A 22,690-nucleotide genomic window follows, 5' to 3' on the forward strand; every position below is an offset into this window, starting at 1 on the left:
TATCTCGATTTTTCCTTTAAAATCAGCATCCAAATAATACCGAAAAGAAAATGTTGGACAGGTGGTATTAAATAGGTATTGTAATCGGGAAACCTGGGAGGGGATTCTCTTGACGCTGCCGTCAACCGAACAACTGCACCGCGACGCCGCCAGCCTGAGCCGCGAAGACCTGACAGGGTCGGCGCTGTTGCTGGCCGAGGGGCAGATCGCTGCTGCAGCGGCGGTGCGTTCGGCCACGCAGGCTATTGCATTGGGCGCCGCTGCGATGGCCGAGACACTCCGGTCGGGCGGCATGCTGCACTATGTTGCGGCGGGCTCGTCCGGTTTGATGGCGGCGGCTGACGCGCAAGAGCTGGGCGGGACCTTCTCGATCACGCCGGATCAGTTGCGGATTCACATGGCTGGTGGTCTTCCGACGGGTGTCGAGATGCCGGGTGATTCCGAAGACGCCGACGGTGACCTGCGTGAAGCGCTGAACAGTTTGTCAGCCCGGGACACGGTGATCGCCGTATCCGCCAGCGGATCCACACCTTACACGATGACAGCGGTAGGCATCGCCCGCGCAAACGGCGCGACCTTGATCGGCATCGCCAATAACGCCAACAGCCCCCTGCTGATACAGGCCAACATCCCGATCCTGCTTGCCACACCGCCCGAACTGATCTCTGGATCAACTCGGATGGGCGCGGGAACGGCACAAAAGATCGCCTTGAATATGCTGTCGTCGCTGATGGCGCTGGACCTTGGCCACGTACATGGCGGCATGATGGTCAACCTGCGCGCGGACAATGACAAACTGCGCGCCCGCGCGGCCGGAATCGTCACCCGCATTGCCGAGGTGGACACAGACGCAGCAAAGCGCGCACTGGAAGCAACGCGCGGTGATGTGAAGCCCGCCGTGCTTGTCGCCGCAAAAGGTGTTTCGGCATCCGAAGCCACCGAACGCCTACGAACATCAGACGGAATCCTAACGGCCGCACTGGCCATAGAATAATAACCATCAATCGGGAGAATATGGATGACCAAGAATAGCTTGAAACTTGCTCTGCTGGGCACGACGCTGATGGCGTCGGCTGCCTATGCGGATGATGTGACCCTGACCATCGAAAGCTGGCGAAATGACGACCTGACCCTATGGCAGGACCAGATCATCCCTGCGTTTGAGGCCAAACACCCCGGCATCAAAGTGCAATTCACACCTTCGGCCCCGGCGGAATACAACGCCGTACTGAATTCGAAACTGGATGCGGGATCGGCGGGTGACCTGATCACCTGTCGCCCGTTCGACGCATCGCTGGCCCTATATGAGGCCGGTCATCTGAGCGACCTGTCCGGTGTCGAAGCGATGAACAACTTCTCGGATGTTGCCAAGTCGGCCTGGCAAACTGATGACGGCTCCGCCAGCTTCTGCGTTCCGATGGCGTCGGTGATCCACGGGTTCATCTATAACAAGGACGCATTTGCCGAACTGGGTATCGAAGTTCCCACAACCGAGGACGAGTTCTTTGCCGCCCTCGACAAGATCAAGGAAGACGGCACTTATATCCCGATGGCGATGGGCACCAACGACCAGTGGGAAGCCGCCACTATGGGCTATAACAACATCGGACCGAACTATTGGAAAGGCGAAGAGGGCCGCCAGGCGCTGATCGCGGGCGAGCAAAAGCTGACCGATGAAGCCTGGACCGCCCCCTATGCCACCCTGGCCCGTTGGGGCGCTTATCTGGGTGACGGATATGAGGCGCAGACCTATCCCGACAGCCAGAACATCTTTACCCTGGGTCGCGCAGCCGTCTACCCTGCGGGATCCTGGGAAATTTCGGGCTTCAATGCGCAGGCCGATTTCGAAATGGGCGCCTTTAAGCCGCCAGTCCAGAATGCGGGCGATACCTGCTATATCTCGGACCACACCGACATTGGCATTGGTATGAATGCGGCCACCGCGAATCCCGAAGCTGCCGAAACGTTCCTGGCCTGGGTCGCAAGCCCGGAATTCGCCGAAATCTTCGGCAACGCCCTGCCTGGCTTCTTCCCGCTCTCGAACACTCCGGTCGAGCTGCAGGATCCGCTGGCCAAGGAAATCGTAGGCTGGCGCGAAGAGTGTGAATCGACCATCCGCTCGACCTATCAAATCCTGTCGCGTGGCACACCGAACCTTGAAAACGATACCTGGGGCGCTTCGGTTGCCGCCATCAAAGGCGCAAAATCCCCCGAGGAACTGGGTGCCGAATTGCAGGAAGGCCTGGCCTCCTGGTACGCTCCGCATCAGTAAGCTGATCCATACCCGGGCGGTGCCGACCGCCCGGGTAACTCCGACATCCCTTTGAAAGCAATCCCATGACCCGCCCCCGCATCCGCTGGCATATCGTTGTATTTCTGGCACCTGCCGTACTCGTCTATACCGCTGTGATGATTTTCCCGCTGTTCAACACACTGCGCCTTGCACTGTATACAGAGGTTGATCAGGCTCGCGTGTTTGTCGGATTGCAGAATTTCCGGACCCTGTTTTTCGATCCCAACTGGTCGGATCAGTTCTGGAATGCTCTGGGTAATAATTTTTGGTTCTTCCTGATCCATATGTTGGTTCAGAACCCGATCGGCATCGCGCTGGCCGCCCTTCTCAGCCACCCCCGCCTACGGTTTGCCGCCCTGTATCGCTCGGCGATCTTTATTCCTACGATCCTCAGCTTTGTGATCGTGGGCTTTGCCTGGAAACTGATCCTGTCGCCGATCTGGGGCATTGCGCCTTCGATGCTGGATGCTGTTGGGCTTAAGTCCCTCTTTGCACCGTGGTTGGGCAAAGAGGAATACGCACTGACCACGCTGGCGCTGATCTCGGTCTGGCAGTTCGTAGGCATCCCGATGATGCTGATCTATGCCGCCCTGCTGACCATCCCCGAAGAAATCCTTGAGGCCGGAGAGATCGACGGCATCACCGGGGCCTCGGCTTTCTGGAAGATCAAACTGCCGCTGATCCTGCCCTCGATCGGGATCATCTCGATCCTGACCTTTGTGGGAAATTTCAACGCATTCGACCTGATCTATGCCTCACAAGGCGCGCTGGCGGGGCCGGATTTCTCAACCGATATTCTAGGTACTTTCATGTATCGCACATTCTTCGGCTTCCAGTTGCAACTAGGCGACCCGCATATGGGATCGGCCATCGCCGGGGCCATGTTCGCAATCATCCTGGTGGGCGTCTGTATCTATCTGTTCGGCATCCAGACCCGGATGCGCCGGTATCAACTGTGAGGGCCAAGTGATGAACAAAGCACGCCAAAACCCCCTCAACACCGCAGCAATGCATGCCGGGTTGATCCTGTACACGCTGATCGCGCTGTTCCCGGTCTTTGTGATCCTGATCAACAGCTTCAAAACCCGCCGGTCGATCTTTCGCGAACCGCTGGCCCTGCCCAACGCAGACAGTTTTTCGCTGATCGGCTATGAGACGGTGATGAAGCAGGGAGATTTCTTCCTCTACTTTCAGAACTCGATGATCGTCACCGTGGCGTCGTTGTTCTTTATCCTGCTGTTCGGTGCCATGGCGGCCTATGCGCTGTCCGAATACCAGTTCAAAGGCAACCTGCTGATGGGCCTGTATCTGGCACTGGGGATCATGATTCCGATCCGCATCGGCACTGTCGCAATCCTTGAGATGATGGTGGCGACCGGGTTGGTGAACTCACTTTGGGCGCTGATCCTGGTCTATACGGCACAGGGTTTGCCGCTGGCTGTGTTCATCCTGTCCGAATTCATGCGACAGGTCAGTGATGATCTTAAGAATGCCGGGCGCATTGATGGGCTGTCGGAATATACGATCTTCTTCCGCCTGGTGCTGCCACTGGTGCGGCCAGCGATGGCGACGGTGGCCGTGTTCAACATGATCCCGATCTGGAACGACCTTTGGTTCCCGCTGATCCTGGCCCCCGCCGAAGAGACCAAGACCCTGACGCTGGGCAGCCAGGTCTTTATCGGTCAATTTGTCACCGACTGGAACGCGGTCCTGTCAGCCTTGTCGATGGCTATCCTGCCGGTCCTGGTTCTCTATGTCATATTCTCGCGCCAGCTGATCCGCGGCATCACGTCAGGGGCTGTCAAATGACACGTGTTCTGATCGCAGGTCTTGGCAATATGGGGTTCAGCCACGCGCTGGCCCATCACCATCACCCTGACGTGCAAATTGCTGGGCTGGTGAACCGATCCGGGCGCGTGGATCACCCCGATCTGGCGGATTATCCTACCTATTCGGATTTCGAAACCGCGCTGGCCGAAACAAACCCGGATCTGGTCGTGATCGCCACCTATTCCGACAGCCATGCGGATTATGCCTGTGCGGCGATGGAAGCCGGGGCGCATGTCTTTGTAGAGAAACCGCTGGCCACCAATGTCGCTGATGCGCGGCGCGTGGTCGAAACCGCCATCCGACTGAACCGCAAGCTGGTTGTTGGCTACATCCTGCGCCACCACCCCTCGTGGGTGCGGCTGATTGCCGAGGCCCGCAACCTGGGTGGGCCTTATGTATTCCGCCTGAACCTGAACCAGCAATCCAACGGTGCGGAATGGGAGACGCATAAAGCGTTGATGCAGACCACCTCGCCCATCGTGGATTGCGGCGTTCACTATGTCGATGTGATGTGTCAGATCACCGATGCCCGGCCCATCCGTGTCCACGGAATGGGTCTGCGGCTGTCCGATGAGATCGCGCCCGACATGTACAATTATGGGCAGTTTCAGGTGGTTTTCAATGACGGCTCGGTCGGCTGGTATGAGGCCGGCTGGGGCCCGATGATGTCGGAAACCGCGTTCTTCGTGAAAGATATAGTGTCGCCCAACGGTTCGGTCTCGATCACCGACGGGAACAAGGGCGCCTCGGCGGATATTGACGGCCACACAAAGGTTGGCGGTCTGCTAGTCCACACACCGCAAGGCGACCACACAATCGACATGCCCGGCGAACCCGGTCACCAGGAACTCTGCGATGCCGAGCAGGGCTATATGCTGCGCGCCATCGCCGAAGACATAGACCTGACGCGTCATATGAATGACGCTGTCCAATCCCTTGCCATTTGCCTGGCCGCAGATGAAAGCATCCGCACTGGCCAGCCCGTTTCCTTTGAGGAGCAAGCGACATGACCGCCCTGACGCTGAACAAAATCAATAAATCCTTCGGCAATGTCCATGTCCTAAAAGACATCACGCTTGAAGTCGAAGACGGCGAGTTTGTCGTCTTTGTCGGCCCTTCGGGCTGTGGCAAGTCCACCCTGCTGCGGGTGATTGCGGGGCTCGAGGATGCATCGTCCGGTGAGATCAACATTGGAGGTCAGCAAGTCAATCTGGTGCCGCCGTCCAAGCGTGGGATCGCGATGGTGTTCCAAAGCTATGCGCTCTATCCGCATCTCAGCGTGCGGGGCAACATGACCCTGGCGCTGAAACAGGAAAAACAATCCAAGTCAGTGATCGAAGACCGAGTCGCCATTGCCAGTCGAATGCTGAACCTGGAACCCTATCTGGACCGCTTCCCGTCCGAACTCTCAGGCGGTCAGCGTCAGCGGGTTGCCATTGGCCGCGCCATCGTGCGCGAACCCAAACTGTTCCTGTTTGATGAGCCTCTGTCCAACCTGGACGCCGCGCTGCGGATGAACACACGGATCGAGATCGCCAATCTGCACCGCGCGCTGGATGCGTCGATGATCTATGTCACCCATGATCAGACCGAGGCCATGACATTGGCCGACAAGATCGTCGTTCTGCGTGACGGCCAGGTAGAACAGATCGGCAGCCCGATGGAGCTGTATAACAACCCCGCCAACCAGTTCGTGGCGGGGTTCCTCGGCTCTCCGTCAATGAATTTTCTGCCTCAAGGATTGCTCAACGAAAGCGGTCAGAACACGATCGGCATTCGGCCCGAGGATCTGTTCCTTGCAGATGACGGCCCGCTTACTGCACGCGTCAGCCATGTTGAGAAGCTGGGCGGAGACACAAATGTCATCGCGCAGATCAACGAACACGCCATAACCGCCCGGCTGTTTGGCCAGCATGCGATATCCGAAGGGCAGGAATTGCGACTCGCCTATTCTCCGGACAAGGCCTATCGGTTCAATCCAGAAGGTCAGCGCCTTACCTGACCGCTTTTTCACTGGCAAATTACTAATAAAACACGCTGTGATCAGTCCGTTTTGACGGGCTGGTCCAATCGGCGTATCCTAACGCATCCCGAGTAAATCTGTTTCCTGAGTATCCCGGCGCCATCGTTATTGGCGCTGTTATCACCCTGTCACAAATGCCCCCTAAATGCGTTTCATCGACTTTTCACCGACAGCCAGGAGCAATCCATGAAAGACGTTGACCCTACCACACTTTCTGCCGACGACTGGGACGAGCTGCATTTCCCCCGCCCCGAAGAAAACGACTTTGACCGTGTCGTCGAAAGCGCCATTTCCCGCCGTGGATTTCTGTCCGGCGTCGTGGCTTTCGGCTCTGGCGCGGCTGCGTTGGGAACCGGCCTGCTTGGCTCGACCTCGGCGCAGGCACAAGCAGCATCCCGGTTCGCTTTCACCCCGATTGCCGCACAAACTGATGGCACCGTCCATGTGCCTGAAGGGTTTGAGTGGAAGATCTTGATGCGCTGGGGTGATCCACTGTTTTCGGATGCCGATGGCTATGACCTCGCCGAGGGCGGCCCGGTTGAGAACTCGGACCGCATCTTTGGCGAGAATACCGACGGCATGGAGACCTTTACCTTCCAGGGTCATGAGCTGATTGCGATCAATCACGAATATCCGAACGGTAAAATCAACCTGCCCGCCGCGCAGGAAGGCGTTCCAGCCAGTGCTGACGACGTGCGCAAACTGCAGAACCTGCAAGGCGTGACCGTGATGGAAATCACCGAAGGCCCCGAAGGCTGGTCCGTGGTTAAAGACAGCCCGTTCAACCGGCGCATTCACCACAACACGCTGATGAACATCGTCGGCCCCGCCGCTGGCCACGATCTGCTGAAGACCGAGGCCGACCCGACCGGCACAACCTCGCTGGGCACTATGAACAACTGCGGTGCAGGCAAGACGCCTTGGGGCACGTATCTGACCTGCGAAGAGAACTTTAACGGCTATTTCGGCTCCAGCGACGAAAACGCCAGCTACGATCAGAAGGTCGCGGACGGCTTCAAGCGCTATGGTGTCAAAGCCGAAAGCTGGAATGGCTACGAACTGTTCGATCCGCGGTTCGACACCTCCAAAAACCCAAACGAGCCGCACCGAGTGGGATGGATCGTTGAAATCGACCCGACCAAACCGGACAGCACCCCGGTCAAACACACTGGTCTGGGTCGCTTCAAGCATGAGAACGCCGAGGTGACCCTGGCCGCTGATGGCCGCGTGGTTGTCTATATGGGTGATGATGAGCGGGGCGAGTATCTGTACAAATTCGTCTCGAACGGCACCTATCAGCCCGGCGGCGAAACCCAGAGCCTGTTGAACGACGGCACGCTTTATGTGGCGAAATTCGATGACGACATGACAGGCACCTGGCTGCCGCTGACGCCGGATGCAACCGGCATGGATGCGGCGGATATTGCGATCTTTACCCGAATGGCGGCATCCAAAGCAGGCGGCACCACAATGGACCGCCCTGAATGGGTGGCGTCCAGCCCAGTAGCGGTCGAAGCCTATTGCTGCCTGACCAACAACAAGAACCGCGGCGTGAAACCAAATGCCGGAGGCGACGATACGTCGACCAATGGACCCAACCCGCGTGAGGCCAATAAATATGGCCAGATCGTTCGCTGGAAACCGGATAATGACGACCACGCAGCCGATGCGTTCGTCTGGGATCTCTATGTCATGGCCGGCAATCCGACGGTGCATTCTGACGCCCGCGCCGGGTCGGCCAATGTGAACGAGGGCAACCTGTTCAACTCACCCGACGGGATGACCATCGACTCGACCGGTCTGGTCTGGATCCAGACCGACGGCAATGACGACAATGAAGAAGACTTCGCAGGCCACGGCAACAACCAGATGCTGGTCGGCGATCCGGTCACAGGCGAAATCGCCCGTTTCATGACCGGTCCAAACGGGTGTGAGGTCACGGGTCTGGCCTGGTCCAGCGATCTGCGCACCATGTTTGTCGGCATTCAGCATCCCGGCAGCGAATGGCCGGATGGAGGCACACCGCGCTCGTCGGTGATCACGATCAAGCGCACCGATAACGGGCTGGTCGGTTAAGCTGTTCCAGATTGTCCCCGGTCCTATGGGTCGGGGACGTCTATTCCTCAGATATCCTTACCCGGCGGCTCCAACGGTCCGCCCGGAGCCATCAGGTGGCGCTCGGACAGCCAGGGGTTAAGCTCCAAAGCACGTGACAGTGCCGCACGGGCTTCATCAATCCGATTCAAGCCAAGCAGCGTCAGGGCGCGCCCACTGATCGCAGCGACATGGTTCGGAGACAGCTCGATCGCCTTGTCCAGATCCGGCAACGCAGATGCGAAATCCTGGCTAAGATAATATGCAAAGGCGCGCTGATTGTACCCTTCGGCATAATGCGGGCAGTATTCGATGAGCTTGTCAAACTCCTCGATGGCGCCCCGAAGGTCCCAGCCACTGCGGCGGGTCATGCCCCGGTCCAGAACGGCCTGCGCAACAGCGTCGGGCGCATCGGTCCACAACTCCCATAATTGATTGGAAAATGTCTGGGCTTCGGCCTCGTTTCCAACATCCTGAATTTGCGCGATTACGGCCGAGATGCTTTCAGTATGATCCGGCGAGGACGGGCATTCTTCAGACCAGGCGACACCCGGAGGGGCCGCCAACACTAGCAAAGGGAACACAAAACGCTTCATACGCGTATGGTGACGCGCTTGCGCAATTCGTCAACCCACCCTGTCCAAAGCGCCTGAAACAACGGTTTCCTTAACTGCCTCCATCGCCACAAAGGTCGAGGTATTCGCCACATGCGGAAGCGAGGATATCTTCTCAGCCAAAACGGCGCGGTATTCCGACATTGAACCAGTGCGGATTTTCAGCAGATAGTCGAAATTCGACGCGATCATATGAGCTTGCTCGATTTCGGGCACCTTGCGGACTGCGGCGTTAAACTCGGCCAGTGCCTTCTCTCTCGTGTCGGTCAGGCGCACCTCGACAAAAGCCACATGGTCCAGCCCCAGTCGGATCGGGTCCAGTAGGGCGCGATACCCGGTGATCACCCCGCTAGCCTCAAGTCGCTTTAGACGCGCCTGGGTTGGGGATTTCGACAGCCCGATCCGCCGCGCTAGGTCGGCAACTGATATGCGCCCATCCTCTGAGAGAATCGCCAAGATCGCTCGATCAAACCGATCCAAATCCGGAAAGTTCATTTGCACGGCATTATCCCCTAAATACAGTCCATCCGACCAGATGAATTAAAAAATACGGCAATCGTCCTGAGAAATCGACATTATATTCAACAAAAGCCTGGAGGATTCATGTCACACAGCCTGAGCACCCATATCGACAGCCAAACCTACGCTGATCAAACCGCCGTTCTCGACAATCTTATCGATCATGCCGCGCTGTCTGAAACTGATCGAGCCCAAATCTGTGCGGCAGCCGCCCAGCTTGTGCGTGATATTCGATCCAGTACATCGCCGGGCATGATGGAGGTGTTTCTGGCCGAATATGGCCTGTCCACCGATGAGGGCGTGGCGCTGATGTGTCTGGCCGAAGCGCTGCTGCGCGTGCCGGATGCCGACACGATCGATGCTCTGATCGAAGACAAGATCGCGCCGTCCGACTGGGGCAAGCATCTTGGGCAATCCTCCTCGCCGCTGGTGAATGCCTCGACCTGGGCGCTGATGCTGACCGGTAAAGTTCTCGACGACGGCAAGCCCTCGCCTGTCAGTGCCCTGCGTGGCGCGATCAAAAGACTGGGTGAACCGGTTATCCGCACGGCCGTCGGGCGCGCGATGAAGGAAATGGGTCGTCAGTTCGTGCTGGGCGAGACCATCCAGTCGGCCATGGAACGTGCCAGCGGGATGGAGGCCAAGGGCTATACCTATTCCTACGATATGCTGGGTGAAGCCGCACGGACCGAGGCCGACGCGGCCCGATATCATTTGTCTTATTCCCGTGCCATCACCGCCATTGCAGAGGCCTGCACCCATGATGACATTCGCGCCAATCCAGGCATCTCGGTAAAGCTGTCAGCGCTGCACCCTCGGTATGAGTTAGCACAGGAACAGCGTGTGATGGCCGAGCTTGTTCCCCGCCTGCGCGCCCTGTGCCTTTTGGCCAAAGCCGCTGGCATGGGCCTGAATATCGACGCCGAAGAGGCCGACCGCCTGTCGCTGTCCCTGCAGGTCATCGAAGCGGTGATGGCTGAACCTGCGCTGGCAGGATGGGACGGGTTCGGAATTGTGGTTCAGGCCTATGGTCCGCGTGCCGGAATCGCTCTGGACGCGCTCTATGGAATGGCCGAGCGCTATGACCGCAAACTGATGGTGCGGCTGGTCAAAGGCGCCTATTGGGATACCGAGATCAAGCGCGCTCAGGTAGAAGGCGTCGAGGGTTTTCCGGTGTTTACTAGCAAGGCCGTGACCGATGTTTCCTATATTGCTAATGCGCGAAAATTGCTGGGCATGACCGACCGGATTTATCCGCAGTTTGCCACCCATAACGCTCATACGGTCAGTGCAATTCTGCAGATGGCAACTGATCAGCCTTTCGAATTCCAGCGGCTGCACGGGATGGGGGAAACCCTGCACCATCTGGTTAAGGACGCAAACAAGACACGCTGCCGCATATATGCGCCTGTCGGGGCCCATCGTGACTTGCTGGCCTATCTGGTGCGGCGACTGCTTGAAAATGGTGCGAACTCTTCATTCGTGAACCAAATCGTGGATGATACTGTTCCCCCGGAGGAGGTTGCGGCCGATCCGTTTCTGACTCTCCTCGAACCGGCGCGCGCCATCCCAACCGGACCCGAACTGTATCAACCCGAGCGGCCCAATTCGCAGGGGTTTGACCTGCGGCACATTCCCACTTTGGACCGGGTCAATGCCGCGCGGGACGCGTTTCGAACGCATCACTGGTATGCGCGCCCGTTGTTGTCCGGCGATGCGCGGCCCGATGACGATCAGCCCATCGTCAACCCCGCACAGTCGCGGGATCGCCCCGGTGCCGTTGCTCCGGCCAGCGCACAAGATGTCGAGCTTGCTTTGACTGCAGCCACCCCCTGGCAGGTAGTGGCAGATCAACGCTCGCAGGTTCTGAATGCCGCCGCCGACCTTTACGAGACCCATTTCGGTGAACTTTTCGCCCTGCTGGCCCGTGAGGCTGGTAAGTCCCTGCCCGATGCAGTCGCCGAACTGCGCGAGGCGGTAGATTTCCTGCGCTATTATGCGGCGAATATACCCGACGCAGAACCAGCGGGTGTGTTCACCTGCATCAGCCCGTGGAACTTTCCGCTGGCCATTTTCACCGGTCAAATATCCGCCGCTTTGGCCACTGGGAATGCGGTGTTGGCAAAGCCCGCACCGCAGACACCATTGATCGCGCATCGCGCCGTTGAATTGCTGCACGAGGCCGGAGTGCCACGCAGCGCGCTACAGTTGCTGCCGGGCGGTCCATCGGTGGGCGCAGCCCTGACCTCGGACCCGAGAGTGTCGGGAGTGGCCTTTACCGGCTCGACCGGGACCGCCCTGAAAATCCGTGCGGCCATGGCCGGAAACTTGCGGCCGGGAACGCCTCTGATCGCGGAAACTGGTGGCTTGAATGCGATGATCGTGGACAGCACCGCCCTGCCCGAACAGGCGGTTCAGTCCATCATCGAAAGCGCGTTCCAATCAGCGGGGCAAAGATGTTCGGCCCTGCGCTGTCTCTATGTCCAGGAAGACATTGCCGATGATCTTCTGACCATGCTGACAGGGGCTATGGATGCGCTGCTGGTTGGTGATCCCTGGCCTATCTCAACCGATTGCGGCCCGGTGATTGACGACGATGCTCGTCGCGGCATCGCCGATCACATCGCATTGGCACGGTCCGAAGGGCGTGTCCTGAAAGAGATGTCCGTCCCTGGTGACGGCACGTTCATCGCCCCAACCCTTATCAAAATCCCCGGCATTGCCGAGTTGGAGCGCGAGGTGTTTGGCCCCGTCCTGCATGTAGTGCGGTTCAATTCCTCAGAGTTGGATCAGATCATCGCCGATATCAACGCCACAGGATACGGGCTGACCTTTGGCCTGCACACACGGATCGACGACCGCGTTCAGCACATCACCGAAGCTGTTCATGCCGGAAACATCTACGTCAATCGCAACCAGATCGGCGCCATAGTTGGATCGCAACCCTTTGGCGGCGAGGGCCTGTCGGGGACCGGCCCAAAGGCGGGTGGGCCGAACTACCTGACCCGTTTCTGCGCCCCGGACCGGAAGGTCAGTCCCGAGCAATGGTCCACCGATATGACCGATCTACCATTACCAGAAGGAAAATCTGCTGAGATCAAGGCGCGGTTGCTGCCCGGTCCGACGGGTGAATCGAACCGCCTGAGTGAATTCTCACGCGCACCGCTATTGTGTATGGGCCCCGGAGTTGAAGCCGCACAAGCGCAGGCCAACGCGGTCAAAGCACTGGGCGGGCGGGCTATAACTGCTATCGGCGCGTTAGACCTGCACCGGCTTGAAATCCTGACTGGCTTCTCGGGCGTATTGTGGTGGGGCGACGACGCAACCGGTCAGGAAATCGAGCGTCATCTGTCCCGGCGTGCAGGCCCAATCATCCCTCTGATCCCCGGCCAACCAGATCGCACCCGCGTTCTGGGAGAACGACATGTCTGTGTCGACACCACTGCTGCGGGTGGGAATGCCGCATTGCTGGGGGGTGCGGCCTAAACAGGCCTTGACGCTGGGCAGCCAACCGCCCAGCGTCGCACCATGTTTCCAATTCGTGACCATAACCCTTCGGGGCGCACCCCATATGTCATCTATCTGTTGATGGCAGCGAATATCCTGATTTTCCTCAGCTATGCGGGAAGCATGGAGAACCAGCGACTGATCACCCAGCTGTATACCGATTATGCGGTGGTGCCCGCCCGGGTTACGGACGGTTACACGCTTGAGACCCTCGTGACCTCGATGTTCCTGCATGGCGGCTGGATGCATCTGGCAGGAAACATGCTGTTCCTGTGGATCTTCGGCGACAACCTCGAAGACGAAATGGGCCACCTGCCCTTTCTGCTGTTCTATCTTGCCGCGGGTATCGGGGCCGGTCTGATCCACGTCGTCACAGCGCCACAATCTCTGGTTCCTACGATTGGTGCGTCTGGCGCAATAGCTGGCGTCATGGGTGGCTATTTGTTGATGTTCCCCAAAGCGCGCGTGGACATCCTGCTTGTTCTGGTGATCTATTTCCGTGTCTTCTCGATCCCGGCGTTTGTCATGCTAGGCGTGTGGCTGGGTATGCAGTTCATTGGGAGCCTGTCCAGCAACCCCGACGAGGGCGGCGTCGCCTATTGGGCCCATACCGGGGGCTTCCTTGTTGGTTTGCTCTTGTGCATACCCCTTTGGTTGCGGCGCGGCGCGAGTGACTATTGGAACCGCACCCATGGGCATCCGCCCCATCCAGAGCACAAATACAAGCTGTCACAATCCCGCATCCCCCGCATCCCGCGCCGGTAAGCGCCCACCGCTGAGCAAGGTAACCTCTTGCGCGGCGGCTTGTACCAATCGGCCCAATTCCGGCGCGCGTTCAGTGCTGAACCGGGCGGTAGGGCCAGATACGGAAATGCCCGCACAGGGTTCCCCCCGGTCGTTGAAGATGGCCGCACCGATGCATGACATCCCCTCGTATCGTTCCTCCCGATCATGCGACCACCCGCGGGCCCGGGTCTGATCCAGATCGCTTTGCAGTGCATCGCCGGGCACCAGTGTTTGAGGCGTGAAGACCTTTGTGTCCAACGTGCCCAGCGCTTTGATCAATGCAGCCTCGTTCAACGCGGCCAAGATCGCCTTACCGGTGCCCGAGGCATACATCGGTGTCCGCGCGCCCGGTGGAAAAAAGGCCCGGATCGGATTGGCCGTTTCGACCTGCCCCACAAACACCACTTCGGCCCCGTCCGGAACGGCCAGATTCGCCGTTTCGCCGCTATCCTGCATCAGCCGGCGTAAAATGGGCCTTCCGATTTCGATAACACCATTACGGCGTAGAAAGGACGCTCCGGTGCGATAAGTCTCGATCCCGATCATCCATTCTTGACGCTCTTCATCAAAGGCGACGAAACCGTGCTTCTGCAGCGTCACCAGAATTCGGTGTGTTGTGGCCGTGGGCACATCAACTTCGCGCGCCAAATCGCTGAGTGCTGCGCGTTCCAGACTGGCTACTGTGGTCAAAACGCTAAGCGCCCGATCCAGCGATTGCATGGTCCCGGCCGAGCTTTCCTTGAACAGCGATTTTGGTCTGCCGCGTGGCCTTTTCTGCGTTTCCATCCCAGGCATTTCCTTTCAGCTGTCCAGAGTTTCTCGCGTCCGGATTTCTTGCACGTAAAAATGAAAAACGGAAAAGTTTAATATATCAGTAGCTTAATATTTATCTTCAATAAATGAAAATATTTTTCAAGAAAATTGCGTAATGCAGCTTTTTCCCGGACACTTATCTCCAAAGCAGAGGAACAAGCCATGTCGAACCAAAACCCGGTTTTCATTCCCGGCCCGACCAACATACCTGATAGATTGCGCCTGGCCATGCAGGTCCAGACGCAGGATCATCGCGCGCCGGACTTTGTCCAGACATTTGCACCCGTACTGGAAGACACCAAGAAGGTATTTGATACCGCTGCGGCCCAGATCGTTATCTTTCCCGCCAGCGGCACAGGTGGATGGGAGGCTGCAATCACCAACACGCTCAGCCCCGGTGATAAGGTCCTGATTGCGCGCTATGGCGTTTTCAGCCACCGCTGGATTGATCTGTGCACACGTCACGGGCTTGACGTTCAGGTCATCGACTGCCCTTGGGGCAGCGGCGCTCCCGCTGACCAATTTCAGACGGTTCTGACTGGGGACAAAGCGCATGAAATTCGCGCCGTCCTGGTCACTCATAATGAGACGGCGACAGGGGTGCTTTCGGATATCGGGGCTGTAAGGCGGGCGATGGATGCCGCCAATCATCCGGCGCTTTTGATGGTGGACTGCGTCAGCTCTTTGGCCTCTGTACCGTTCGAGTTCGACCGCTGGGGCGTCGACATCGCGGTTTCGGGATCGCAGAAGGGATTCATGCTGGCCACTGGCATGGCCATCCTTTGCGTCAGCCAGAAAGCGCTGGACGCGATGGAAACCGCAGAGCTGCACCGGACCTTTTTCGATTTCCGGGATATGATGGCGGCCAATGCGACCGGAGGGTTTCCCTATACACCACCTCTGCAACTGATCTACGGGCTGCGTGAAAGCCTGAAGATGCTGTTTGAAGAAGGCTTACCGAATGTTTACGCCCGTCATCATCGGCTTGCCGAGGGTGTCCGGCGCGCCGTCGATGCTTGGGGGCTGGAACTGGTTGCTCAATCGCCAGACCTTTACTCGGACACGGTCAGCGCAATCTACGTGCCCGAAGGGTTCGACAGCAACATTCTGACCGACCATGCCTTTAACACCTACGGGATGTCCTTTGGTGTTGGCTTGGGCCAGTTGCACGGCAAGGCGTTCCGTATTGGGCATCTGGGCAGTCTGACAGATGCGATGGTCCTGTCCGGGCTCTGTACGATCGAGATGGCAATGGCCGATCTAAGCTATCCGATCACGTTGGGCTCTGGCGTCGCCGCAGCCCAGGAACACTTTCGCGCCACACCCGGCAACCGAACCGAGGCCGCGGCGTAAGGAGAATGACAATGTTGGATCACCCCTCTGCCGCGGATCTGACGATCGAGGACATGCGTGTCGCGCATGATCGGATCAAACCGCATATCCGCCGAACTCCGGTCATGGTTTCGGACCACCTGAATGACCTGACCGGCGCGCAGCTGTTCTTCAAATGCGAAAATTTCCAAGAAGCCGGGGCCTTTAAGGTGCGTGGGGCCTGCAACGCTGTATTCGGCCTTGCAGACCATTTGATGCCCAAGGGTGTCTGCACGCATTCCAGCGGCAACCACGCCTTGTCGTTGTCTTATGCGGCCGGCCGCCGCGGTATTCCGTGCAATGTGGTCATGCCGCGCACAGCCCCGCAGGCCAAGAAGGATGCAGTTCGCCGATATGGCGGTACAATCACCGAATGTGACCCTTCGACAAGCTCGCGCGAAGCAACATTTGCCGAGGTTCAGGCCCGAACCGGTGGCGAATTTGTTCACCCCTATAACGACCCGCGTGTGATTACCGGTCAGGCCACCTGCTCCGCCGAACTGCTGGAACAGACTGGTGGTATGGACGCCGTTATCGCGCCCATCGGCGGTGGCGGCATGATTTCAGGCACCTGTCTGACGGTTTCGAACCTTGCGCCCGAGACCGCAATTTATGCAGCGGAACCGGAACAGGCGGATGACGCTTACCGGTCCTTCAAGGCCGGTCATATCATCGCAGACGACGCCCCCAAGACAGTCGCGGATGGGCTGCTGGTGCCCCTGAAAGAAAACACCTGGCATTTCGTATCCAACCACGTGACCGATATTTTTACCGCCTCGGAAGAGGAAATCATCGAAGCGATGAAACTGACCTGGAAGCACCTGCGCGTGGTGATGGAGCCGTCTTCGGCGGTTCCTCTGGCAACCATTTTGAAGAACCCAGAGGTTTTCCGAGGCAAGCGCATTGGCGTCATCGTGACCGGTGGCAATGTAGACCTGGACAAACTGCCCTGGCTGAAAGGGTAAGGAGAAACAACATGAACAAGACCGTAAATTTTGAAGACCTCGAGGTCGGCTTCGACATCCCTGCCGCGATCGGCATGGACGAAAGCGAGATACAGACGCCTTGCCTGATCCTTGATCTGGACGCGCTAGAGAGCAACATCCGAAAGATGGGCGATTTCGCAAAGGCCCATGGGATGCGCCATCGTGTTCATGGCAAGATGCACAAATCGGTCGATGTGGCCAAGCTGCAGGAACGGATGGGCGGTTCGGTCGGCGTCTGCTGTCAGAAAGTGTCGGAAGCCGAGGTATTTGCCCGTGGCGGCATTACGGACATCCTTGTATCCAACCAGGTGCGCGACCCGGCCAAGATTGACCGACTGGCACGGCTGCCCAATTTCGGCGCGCGTATCATTGTCTGCGTGGACGATATCGACAATATCTCCGACCTGTCGGCTGCCGCTTCGCGTCACGGCACAGAACTGGAAGTGTTCATCGAGATCGACTGCGGCGCAGGGCGCTGTGGTGTAACCACGACACCGGCGGTCATCGAGATTGCCAAAGCTGTGCAAGCAGCGCCAAATCTGAAATTCACCGGCATTCAGGCCTATCAGGGTGCGATGCAACATCTCGACACCTATGAGGCCCGTAAAGAGAAGCTGGATGTTGCCATTGCAATGGTCAAAGACGCTGTCGCCGGGTTGAAAGCAGAAGGGATCGAGTGCGAACTGGTTTCGGGCGGCGGCACCGGTTCCTATTATTTCGAAAGTAACTCGGGCGTTTACAACGAATTGCAATGCGGCTCTTACGCCTTCATGGACGCGGATTATGGGCGGATTCTGGATCAGAACGGCCAGCGGATTGATCAGGGAGAATGGGAAAATGCGCTGTTCATCCTGACCAGCATCATGAGCCACGCCAAAGCAGACAAGGCCATCTGCGACGCCGGCCTCAAGGCGCAGTCGGTCGATAGCGGCCTGCCCTTTGTGTTCGGGCGTGATGATGTCGAATACCTCAAGTGCTCGGACGAGCATGGGGTTATCGGGGATCCAGACGGCGTACTGAAAGTCAATGACAAGCTGCGGTTGGTGCCGGGCCACTGTGACCCCACATGCAATGTCCATGATTGGTATGTGGGCGTACGGGGCGGCAAAGTCGAAGCCCTGTGGCCGGTCTCGGCCCGCGGGAAAGCCTTTTGAGATGAGGGATGTTATGAAAAGCGACGGCCTGCTGATTGTAGGCGAAGATCTGTGCGAGAAACTGGTAGGACGCCAGCAGGCCTTTGACGCTGTACAGGCTGTGTTCGGTGCGATGGCTAAAGGTGGCGCGTGGAACTTTCCCGTTATCCGCGAGGCTTTGGGCCATGCCGACGCTCTCTATGGGTTCAAATCGGGATTTGACCGCGACGGTCAGGTGCTGGGCCTCAAATCCGGTGGATACTGGCCGGGCAATGCGGCGAAGGGCCTGACCAACCACCAATCCACAGTGTTTCTGTTCGACCCCGATACCGGGCGATTGTCCGCGCTTGTCGGGGGCAATTACCTGACAGCGGTGCGCACAGCGGCCTCTTCGGCGGTTTCGATCGCGCATCTGGCGCGGCAAGACGCAAGAGTACTTGGCGTGGTCGGGGCCGGACATCAGTCAACTTTCCAGCTGCGGGCGGCGGCGGAACAGCGCGACTTCGAAAAGGTCGTTGCCTGGAACCCGCATCCCGACATGCTGCCCCGCCTTGCAGCTGTGGCCACTGAGGTTGGGTTGGAATTCGAGGCCGTCAGCCAACAGGAGCTTGGCGCACAGGCGGATGTGATCATCACCATCACCTCGGCTTTTGAGCCGCTCTTGATGAAAGACTGGATCAAGCCCGGCACGCATCTGGCTTGCATGGGCACCGACACCAAAGGCAAACAGGAGGTTGACGCGGATCTCGTCGCTGCGGCGACTGTCTTTACCGACGAGGTCGCCCAGTCCGTGACAATCGGCGAGTCCCAACATGCCATCAGCCTTGGCGCCTTGACCGAGGATGCAATCGCGCCCATCGGCGCCGTCATCAATGGTGACCACCCCGGTCGGACAAGCGACGATCAGATCACTCTGTTTGATGGAACCGGGGTCGGGTTGCAGGATCTTGCAGTCGCCTCTGTCGCTGCAAGATTGGCTGAAGAGGCCGATCTAGCCCAGCGCGCGACCCTCTGAAACGAAAAAGCGCGCCTCAATCGGGCGCGCTTGCTTGACCTGTCTGTTGCTGGCTCAGCCCCGGATGACCTTGGAAAACTGATCAAAGATGGGCTCGTTGGAACAGATGACCTCGCCGTCCTCCAGCACGTTACCTTCCGGGTTCAAAGCCTGCACAAAGCCACCAGCCTCTTTCACGATGATGATCCCGGCGGCAACATCCCAGGCATTCAGACGGCGTTCCCAAAAGCCTTCATACCGGCCAGCAGCAACATAAGCCATGTCCAGCGCTGCTGCGCCCCACCGACGTACACCGGCGCAGACTGGCATCAGACGTGCCAGATCCTGCAGGGTCGCAGGCAAGTCAGACCGTCCGCCAAAAGGCAGCCCGGTCGAAAAGATCGACTCGATCATGCGGTGACGACCCGAAACGCGGATACGGGTGTCGTTCATCCATGCGCCTTCGCCATTTTCTGCAAAGAACATCTCGTCCTTGGCGGCGTCATAGATCACACCGGCAACAATTTTGCCTTTATGTTCCAACGCGATCGAGATCGCCCAGTGCGGCAGGCCGTGCAGAAAATTCGTGGTGCCATCCAGCGGATCCACAATCCAGCGGCGGGTGGGATCTTCGCCGGCAATCTCGCCGCCCTCTTCGGCCAGCCAGCCATAGGTCGGGCGCGCGCCAAGCAGTTCCTCTTTCAGGATCGCCTCAGCTGCAATGTCTGCCTTGGACACAAAGTCCCCGGCACCTTTCATCGACACCTGAAGGTTCTCGACTTCACGAAAATCCTTGACCAGTGAACGCCCCGCTTTGCGCGCGGCTTTGATCATGATGTTGAGGTTTGCACTGCCAACCATTGTCCAAAGGCTCCTGTCCGGTCAAACCGCGCGTATACTGGGGCAATGCGCCCTTGCCAAGAGGAATGATACGCATAGCAGACCCGCGTTTTGTGCCTATTGCTCCTGCAGCTTACGCGCCTCGGTTTTGGCCAGCTTGATCAGCTCTTGTACAAAGGGTTTCTCAAGGTCCTCGGTGCGCACTGCGGCGTACAGCCTGCGCGTAATTCCGTCTTTGGTCAGCGGGCGGGTGACATAGTCTGAATTATACTTCACCTCACGCACAACCCAGTCCGGCAGCACCGATATCCCCCGGTTCGACGCGACCAGCAACAGGATCACTGCGGTCAGCTCAACCTGCCGGATCGCGGCCGGTTCGACCCGCGCGGGGATCAGCAACTGGCTGAACACATCCAGCCGCGTGCGTTCGACCGGGTAGGTAATCAGGGTCTGGCCGCGAAAATCCTCGGCCTCAATGAACTCTTTCTGGGCAAGCGGGTGTGTCGAAGCCGCGACAAACACCGCGTCATAGTCAAAGAGTTCGATGAATTCGACACCGGGCAGATCTTCTGGGTCCGAGGAAACGACCAGATCAACCTCTTCTTTTTGCAAAGCCGGCAAGGCATCAAAGGCCAGGCCGGGACGGATATCGACATCCACATCGCCCCAGGATTTACGAAAGGATTCCAGCACCGGGAACAGCCACTCAAAACAGGCGTGGCATTCAATGGCTATATGCATACGGCCCGTGCGCCCGTCGCGCAAAGAAGAGAACTCCTGCTGTGTTGCCTCGACCTGCGGCAGGATCTGCTCGGCCAGGCGTAACAGCCGCAAACCGGCCGCCGAAAGTTTCATCGGTTTGGACCGGCGCAAGAACAATTCGACCCCGGCCTGATCCTCTAGGCCTTTGATTTGATGGCTCAACGCGGATTGAGTGATGTTCAGTTGATCTGCGGCACGGGCAAGCCCGCCACATTCATGGATCGCCTTGATCGTACGCAGGTGGCGGAATTCGATATGCATTGCGTGGAACTCATGTTGTTCTTGAATAATATGAGTTTGTCTCACAATGCGTAAGCTGGCACAAGGGTTAGAGATTTCACCCGTGAGGCCGAGATGACAAGACCAGAAGTTTCATTTGAATTTTTCCCGCCACAGACACTTGAGGCTTCATTCCGCCTTTGGGATACGGTGCAAACACTGGCACCGCTTGAACCGCGCTTTGTTTCTGTCACGTATGGCGCGGGGGGCACCACGCGCGAGCTGACGCGCGATGCGGTGGCCACACTGCACAAGTCCTCTGGCCTGCCTGTTGCTGCACATCTGACTTGTGTGGATGCGTCACGTCAGGAAACACTGGAAATCGCAGATACCTTTGCTCGGGCGGGCGTGGAGAACATCGTCGCTTTGCGCGGCGATCCACCCAAGGGTCAGGATCGGTTCGCGCCGCACCCGGAAGGGTTCGCGGACTCGGTCGAATTGATCGAAGCACTGGCAGAAACCGAGATGTTCAGCATCCGTGTTGGCGCCTATCCAGACAAACACCCCGAAGCACGGGATTTTTCCGCCGATGTCGATTGGCTAAAGGCCAAGCTGGACGCTGGGGCCGACGAAGCCCTGACTCAGTTCTTCTTTGAGGCCGAGACCTTTTTCCGCTTCCGCGATGCCTGTGAAAAGGCAGGGATCGACAAGCCCATCGTTCCGGGCATCCTGCCAATCGAAAACTGGAAAGGGGCGCGCAACTTTGCACGCAGATGCGGGACACATATTCCGGATTGGATCGAGAATGCCTTTGAGAAGGCCATTCGTGACGACCGCGAAGACCTGCTGGCCACCGCGTTGTGCACAGAACTTTGTTCAGACCTGATCGAGGGCGGAGTAGACAAGCTCCACTTTTACACCCTGAACCGGCCGGAACTGACCCGGGATGTGTGCTTTGCCCTTGGAGTCACACCAAAGGCCGAGCTTCAGAACGTCGCTTGATATCCGCTTGTTTCAGACTGTGCACCCGGGGCCAAAACCCCGGGTGTTTTTGTGGAACAAGTTGGGATTGCCCTGCCTAACAGGGGCCACTTGAACAATCCAACTGAAGCCTTATTCATTGTCGCGGTAAACCGTTCAATTCTGTTACAAATTTGACTTTAGCAGCCGCCCATTCATTGTGGGGCCGTATAGTTTGTTTATGAGTGAATTTAGTATGGAACCTTTTGACAAGGTTAGTGCCCGCGCCAATGCATTCGGCACACTTGGTCTGGCTCAAAGCGCCAGTTCAGATGACATTCGAGAAGCGTGGCGCGACATCGCATTCGAAGCCCACCCCGATAAGAATGGCGGAGACGGTGCGGCCTTGGCCAACGCCAAGGCGGCCTATGATTTGCTGCGCAGCGAGGGGCTGGCCGGGAAAGGTCTGGCGGGCTCGGCGGCGGGGAAACCACGCCGCCCCCGGTTGCGCAAACGCGTTATTCAGCTGGAAACCCAAGATATTGATGCCTGTCGTGCAATGTTGAATACGGCGCTGCCCCACTTGCAGGACTCCCCGGACACCCCAGTGGACAGTCAAGATGCGGATCGCCTGCAAGATGCTGACCACATTCCGGACGCTGTCGGCTTGCATGGCCGCAACCTGACTTATTTCATTTCCGCACCTGTCTGCGAAGGTGCTAACCGCGTCGCATTGCCGACGAGTGTTCTTGCTGGCACCAAGCGCGTCAAGACAGAGATTCTGAGCTTTCAGTCCAAAGATGCGGGCACGGGCGAAGTTGTCGTACCCGTTGCGCTTGCGACCAAGAAATTTCCGGGCGCCCGCAGCGTCCGGATCAGATTCAACGCCGACCAGCAAACGCAGGATGAGTACTGGTTGACCGGATGACAAACAAAAGCCCGGCAA

General features: G+C 58.2%; 20 protein-coding genes. 15 read left to right on the plus strand and 5 right to left on the minus strand.

Translation table 11 applies throughout. The features are described 5' to 3' along the window. Nucleotides 1–109: 109 nt before the first annotated feature. The 7 genes from AC2FLG_RS13820 to AC2FLG_RS13850 all read left to right on the plus strand — a co-directional run bounded on the left by AC2FLG_RS13820 (nt 110) and on the right by AC2FLG_RS13850 (nt 8,222). A complete protein-coding gene (locus AC2FLG_RS13820) occupies nt 110–994 on the plus strand; it encodes an N-acetylmuramic acid 6-phosphate etherase (RefSeq protein WP_496706647.1) in 885 nt (294 codons plus the stop codon). 24 nt (nt 995–1,018) lie between these two features. After that, nucleotides 1,019–2,272 carry an ABC transporter substrate-binding protein gene (locus tag AC2FLG_RS13825; protein WP_282021497.1) on the plus strand — a complete coding sequence of 418 codons (1,254 nt, stop codon included), beginning with the start codon at nt 1,019–1,021 and terminating at the stop codon, nt 2,270–2,272. 65 nt (nt 2,273–2,337) lie between these two features. Continuing rightward, nucleotides 2,338–3,252 carry a carbohydrate ABC transporter permease gene (locus AC2FLG_RS13830; RefSeq protein ID WP_142636674.1) on the plus strand — a complete coding sequence of 305 codons (915 nt, stop codon included), beginning with the start codon at nt 2,338–2,340 and terminating at the stop codon, nt 3,250–3,252. Nucleotides 3,253–3,262: 10 nt separating this feature from the next. Continuing rightward, a complete protein-coding gene (locus AC2FLG_RS13835; protein ID WP_142636672.1) occupies nt 3,263–4,102 on the plus strand; it encodes a carbohydrate ABC transporter permease in 840 nt (279 codons plus the stop codon). Further along, a complete protein-coding gene (locus tag AC2FLG_RS13840; protein WP_496706648.1) occupies nt 4,099–5,133 on the plus strand; it encodes a Gfo/Idh/MocA family protein in 1,035 nt (344 codons plus the stop codon). Before AC2FLG_RS13835 ends, AC2FLG_RS13840 begins: the two co-directional genes overlap by 4 nt. After that, nucleotides 5,130–6,125: an ABC transporter ATP-binding protein gene (locus AC2FLG_RS13845; RefSeq protein ID WP_496701959.1), complete on the plus strand. Its 996-nt coding sequence runs from the start codon at nt 5,130–5,132 to the stop codon at nt 6,123–6,125. Before AC2FLG_RS13840 ends, AC2FLG_RS13845 begins: the two co-directional genes overlap by 4 nt. A gap of 207 nt (nt 6,126–6,332) precedes the next feature. Next, nucleotides 6,333–8,222, plus strand: coding sequence for a PhoX family protein (locus tag AC2FLG_RS13850; protein ID WP_496706649.1), 1,890 nt, complete (start codon nt 6,333–6,335; stop codon nt 8,220–8,222). 47 nt (nt 8,223–8,269) lie between these two features. Here AC2FLG_RS13850 and AC2FLG_RS13855 read toward each other — a convergent pair whose 3' ends face one another. After that, nucleotides 8,270–8,836, minus strand: a complete 567-nt coding sequence (locus AC2FLG_RS13855; RefSeq protein ID WP_282027566.1) for a tetratricopeptide repeat protein — start codon at nt 8,834–8,836, stop codon at nt 8,270–8,272. A gap of 30 nt (nt 8,837–8,866) precedes the next feature. Continuing rightward, nucleotides 8,867–9,349: an Lrp/AsnC family transcriptional regulator gene (locus AC2FLG_RS13860; RefSeq protein ID WP_425595921.1), complete on the minus strand. Its 483-nt coding sequence runs from the start codon at nt 9,347–9,349 to the stop codon at nt 8,867–8,869. 108 nt (nt 9,350–9,457) lie between these two features. Between AC2FLG_RS13860 and putA the strand changes: the two genes are divergently transcribed. Both putA and AC2FLG_RS13870 read left to right on the plus strand, forming a co-directional pair. Beyond that, nucleotides 9,458–12,859 carry a bifunctional proline dehydrogenase/L-glutamate gamma-semialdehyde dehydrogenase PutA gene (gene putA / locus AC2FLG_RS13865; RefSeq protein WP_496706650.1) on the plus strand — a complete coding sequence of 1,134 codons (3,402 nt, stop codon included), beginning with the start codon at nt 9,458–9,460 and terminating at the stop codon, nt 12,857–12,859. A gap of 42 nt (nt 12,860–12,901) precedes the next feature. Next, the gene (locus AC2FLG_RS13870) at nt 12,902–13,645 is read left to right on the plus strand and encodes a rhomboid family intramembrane serine protease (protein WP_496706652.1); all 744 of its coding nucleotides are present in this window, start codon (nt 12,902–12,904) and stop codon (nt 13,643–13,645) included. Here the strand turns inward: AC2FLG_RS13870 and AC2FLG_RS13875 are convergent. Further along, a complete protein-coding gene (locus tag AC2FLG_RS13875; RefSeq protein ID WP_281972691.1) occupies nt 13,610–14,452 on the minus strand; it encodes an IclR family transcriptional regulator in 843 nt (280 codons plus the stop codon). The genes AC2FLG_RS13870 and AC2FLG_RS13875 overlap by 36 nt on opposite strands. 189 nt (nt 14,453–14,641) lie before the next feature. Between AC2FLG_RS13875 and bhcA the strand changes: the two genes are divergently transcribed. The 4 genes from bhcA to bhcD are packed head-to-tail and all read left to right on the plus strand — an operon-like array spanning nt 14,642 to nt 18,984. Then, the gene (gene bhcA / locus AC2FLG_RS13880) at nt 14,642–15,832 is read left to right on the plus strand and encodes an L-aspartate--glyoxylate aminotransferase BhcA (RefSeq protein ID WP_496706653.1); all 1,191 of its coding nucleotides are present in this window, start codon (nt 14,642–14,644) and stop codon (nt 15,830–15,832) included. 11 nt (nt 15,833–15,843) lie between these two features. Next, a complete protein-coding gene (gene bhcB, locus AC2FLG_RS13885) occupies nt 15,844–16,815 on the plus strand; it encodes a beta-hydroxyaspartate dehydratase BhcB (protein ID WP_496694737.1) in 972 nt (323 codons plus the stop codon). Nucleotides 16,816–16,826: 11 nt separating this feature from the next. Beyond that, on the plus strand, nt 16,827–17,990 hold the full coding sequence (gene bhcC / locus AC2FLG_RS13890) for a 3-hydroxy-D-aspartate aldolase BhcC (RefSeq protein WP_496706655.1): 1,164 nt from the start codon (nt 16,827–16,829) through the stop codon (nt 17,988–17,990). A gap of 13 nt (nt 17,991–18,003) precedes the next feature. After that, entirely contained in the window at nt 18,004–18,984 is a 981-nt protein-coding gene (bhcD, locus tag AC2FLG_RS13895; protein WP_496706657.1) for an iminosuccinate reductase BhcD, read from the plus strand. Between the two features lie 54 nt (nt 18,985–19,038). Here bhcD and AC2FLG_RS13900 read toward each other — a convergent pair whose 3' ends face one another. Together AC2FLG_RS13900 and AC2FLG_RS13905 are read right to left on the minus strand one after the other, a co-directional pair. Then, entirely contained in the window at nt 19,039–19,824 is a 786-nt protein-coding gene (locus tag AC2FLG_RS13900; RefSeq protein WP_142636646.1) for an inositol monophosphatase family protein, read from the minus strand. Nucleotides 19,825–19,920: 96 nt separating this feature from the next. Next, nucleotides 19,921–20,826: a LysR family transcriptional regulator gene (locus AC2FLG_RS13905; protein WP_271949308.1), complete on the minus strand. Its 906-nt coding sequence runs from the start codon at nt 20,824–20,826 to the stop codon at nt 19,921–19,923. A gap of 93 nt (nt 20,827–20,919) precedes the next feature. Here AC2FLG_RS13905 and metF point away from each other — a divergent pair, with 93 nt between their 5' ends. Beyond that, the gene (gene metF, locus AC2FLG_RS13910; protein WP_496706658.1) at nt 20,920–21,786 is read left to right on the plus strand and encodes a methylenetetrahydrofolate reductase [NAD(P)H]; all 867 of its coding nucleotides are present in this window, start codon (nt 20,920–20,922) and stop codon (nt 21,784–21,786) included. A 199-nt stretch (nt 21,787–21,985) separates the two neighbouring features. After that, entirely contained in the window at nt 21,986–22,672 is a 687-nt protein-coding gene (locus tag AC2FLG_RS13915; RefSeq protein WP_496690989.1) for a J domain-containing protein, read from the plus strand. Nucleotides 22,673–22,690: the final 18 nt, after the last annotated feature.

Source organism: Ruegeria sp. CDSA193 (genome assembly GCF_059611885.1).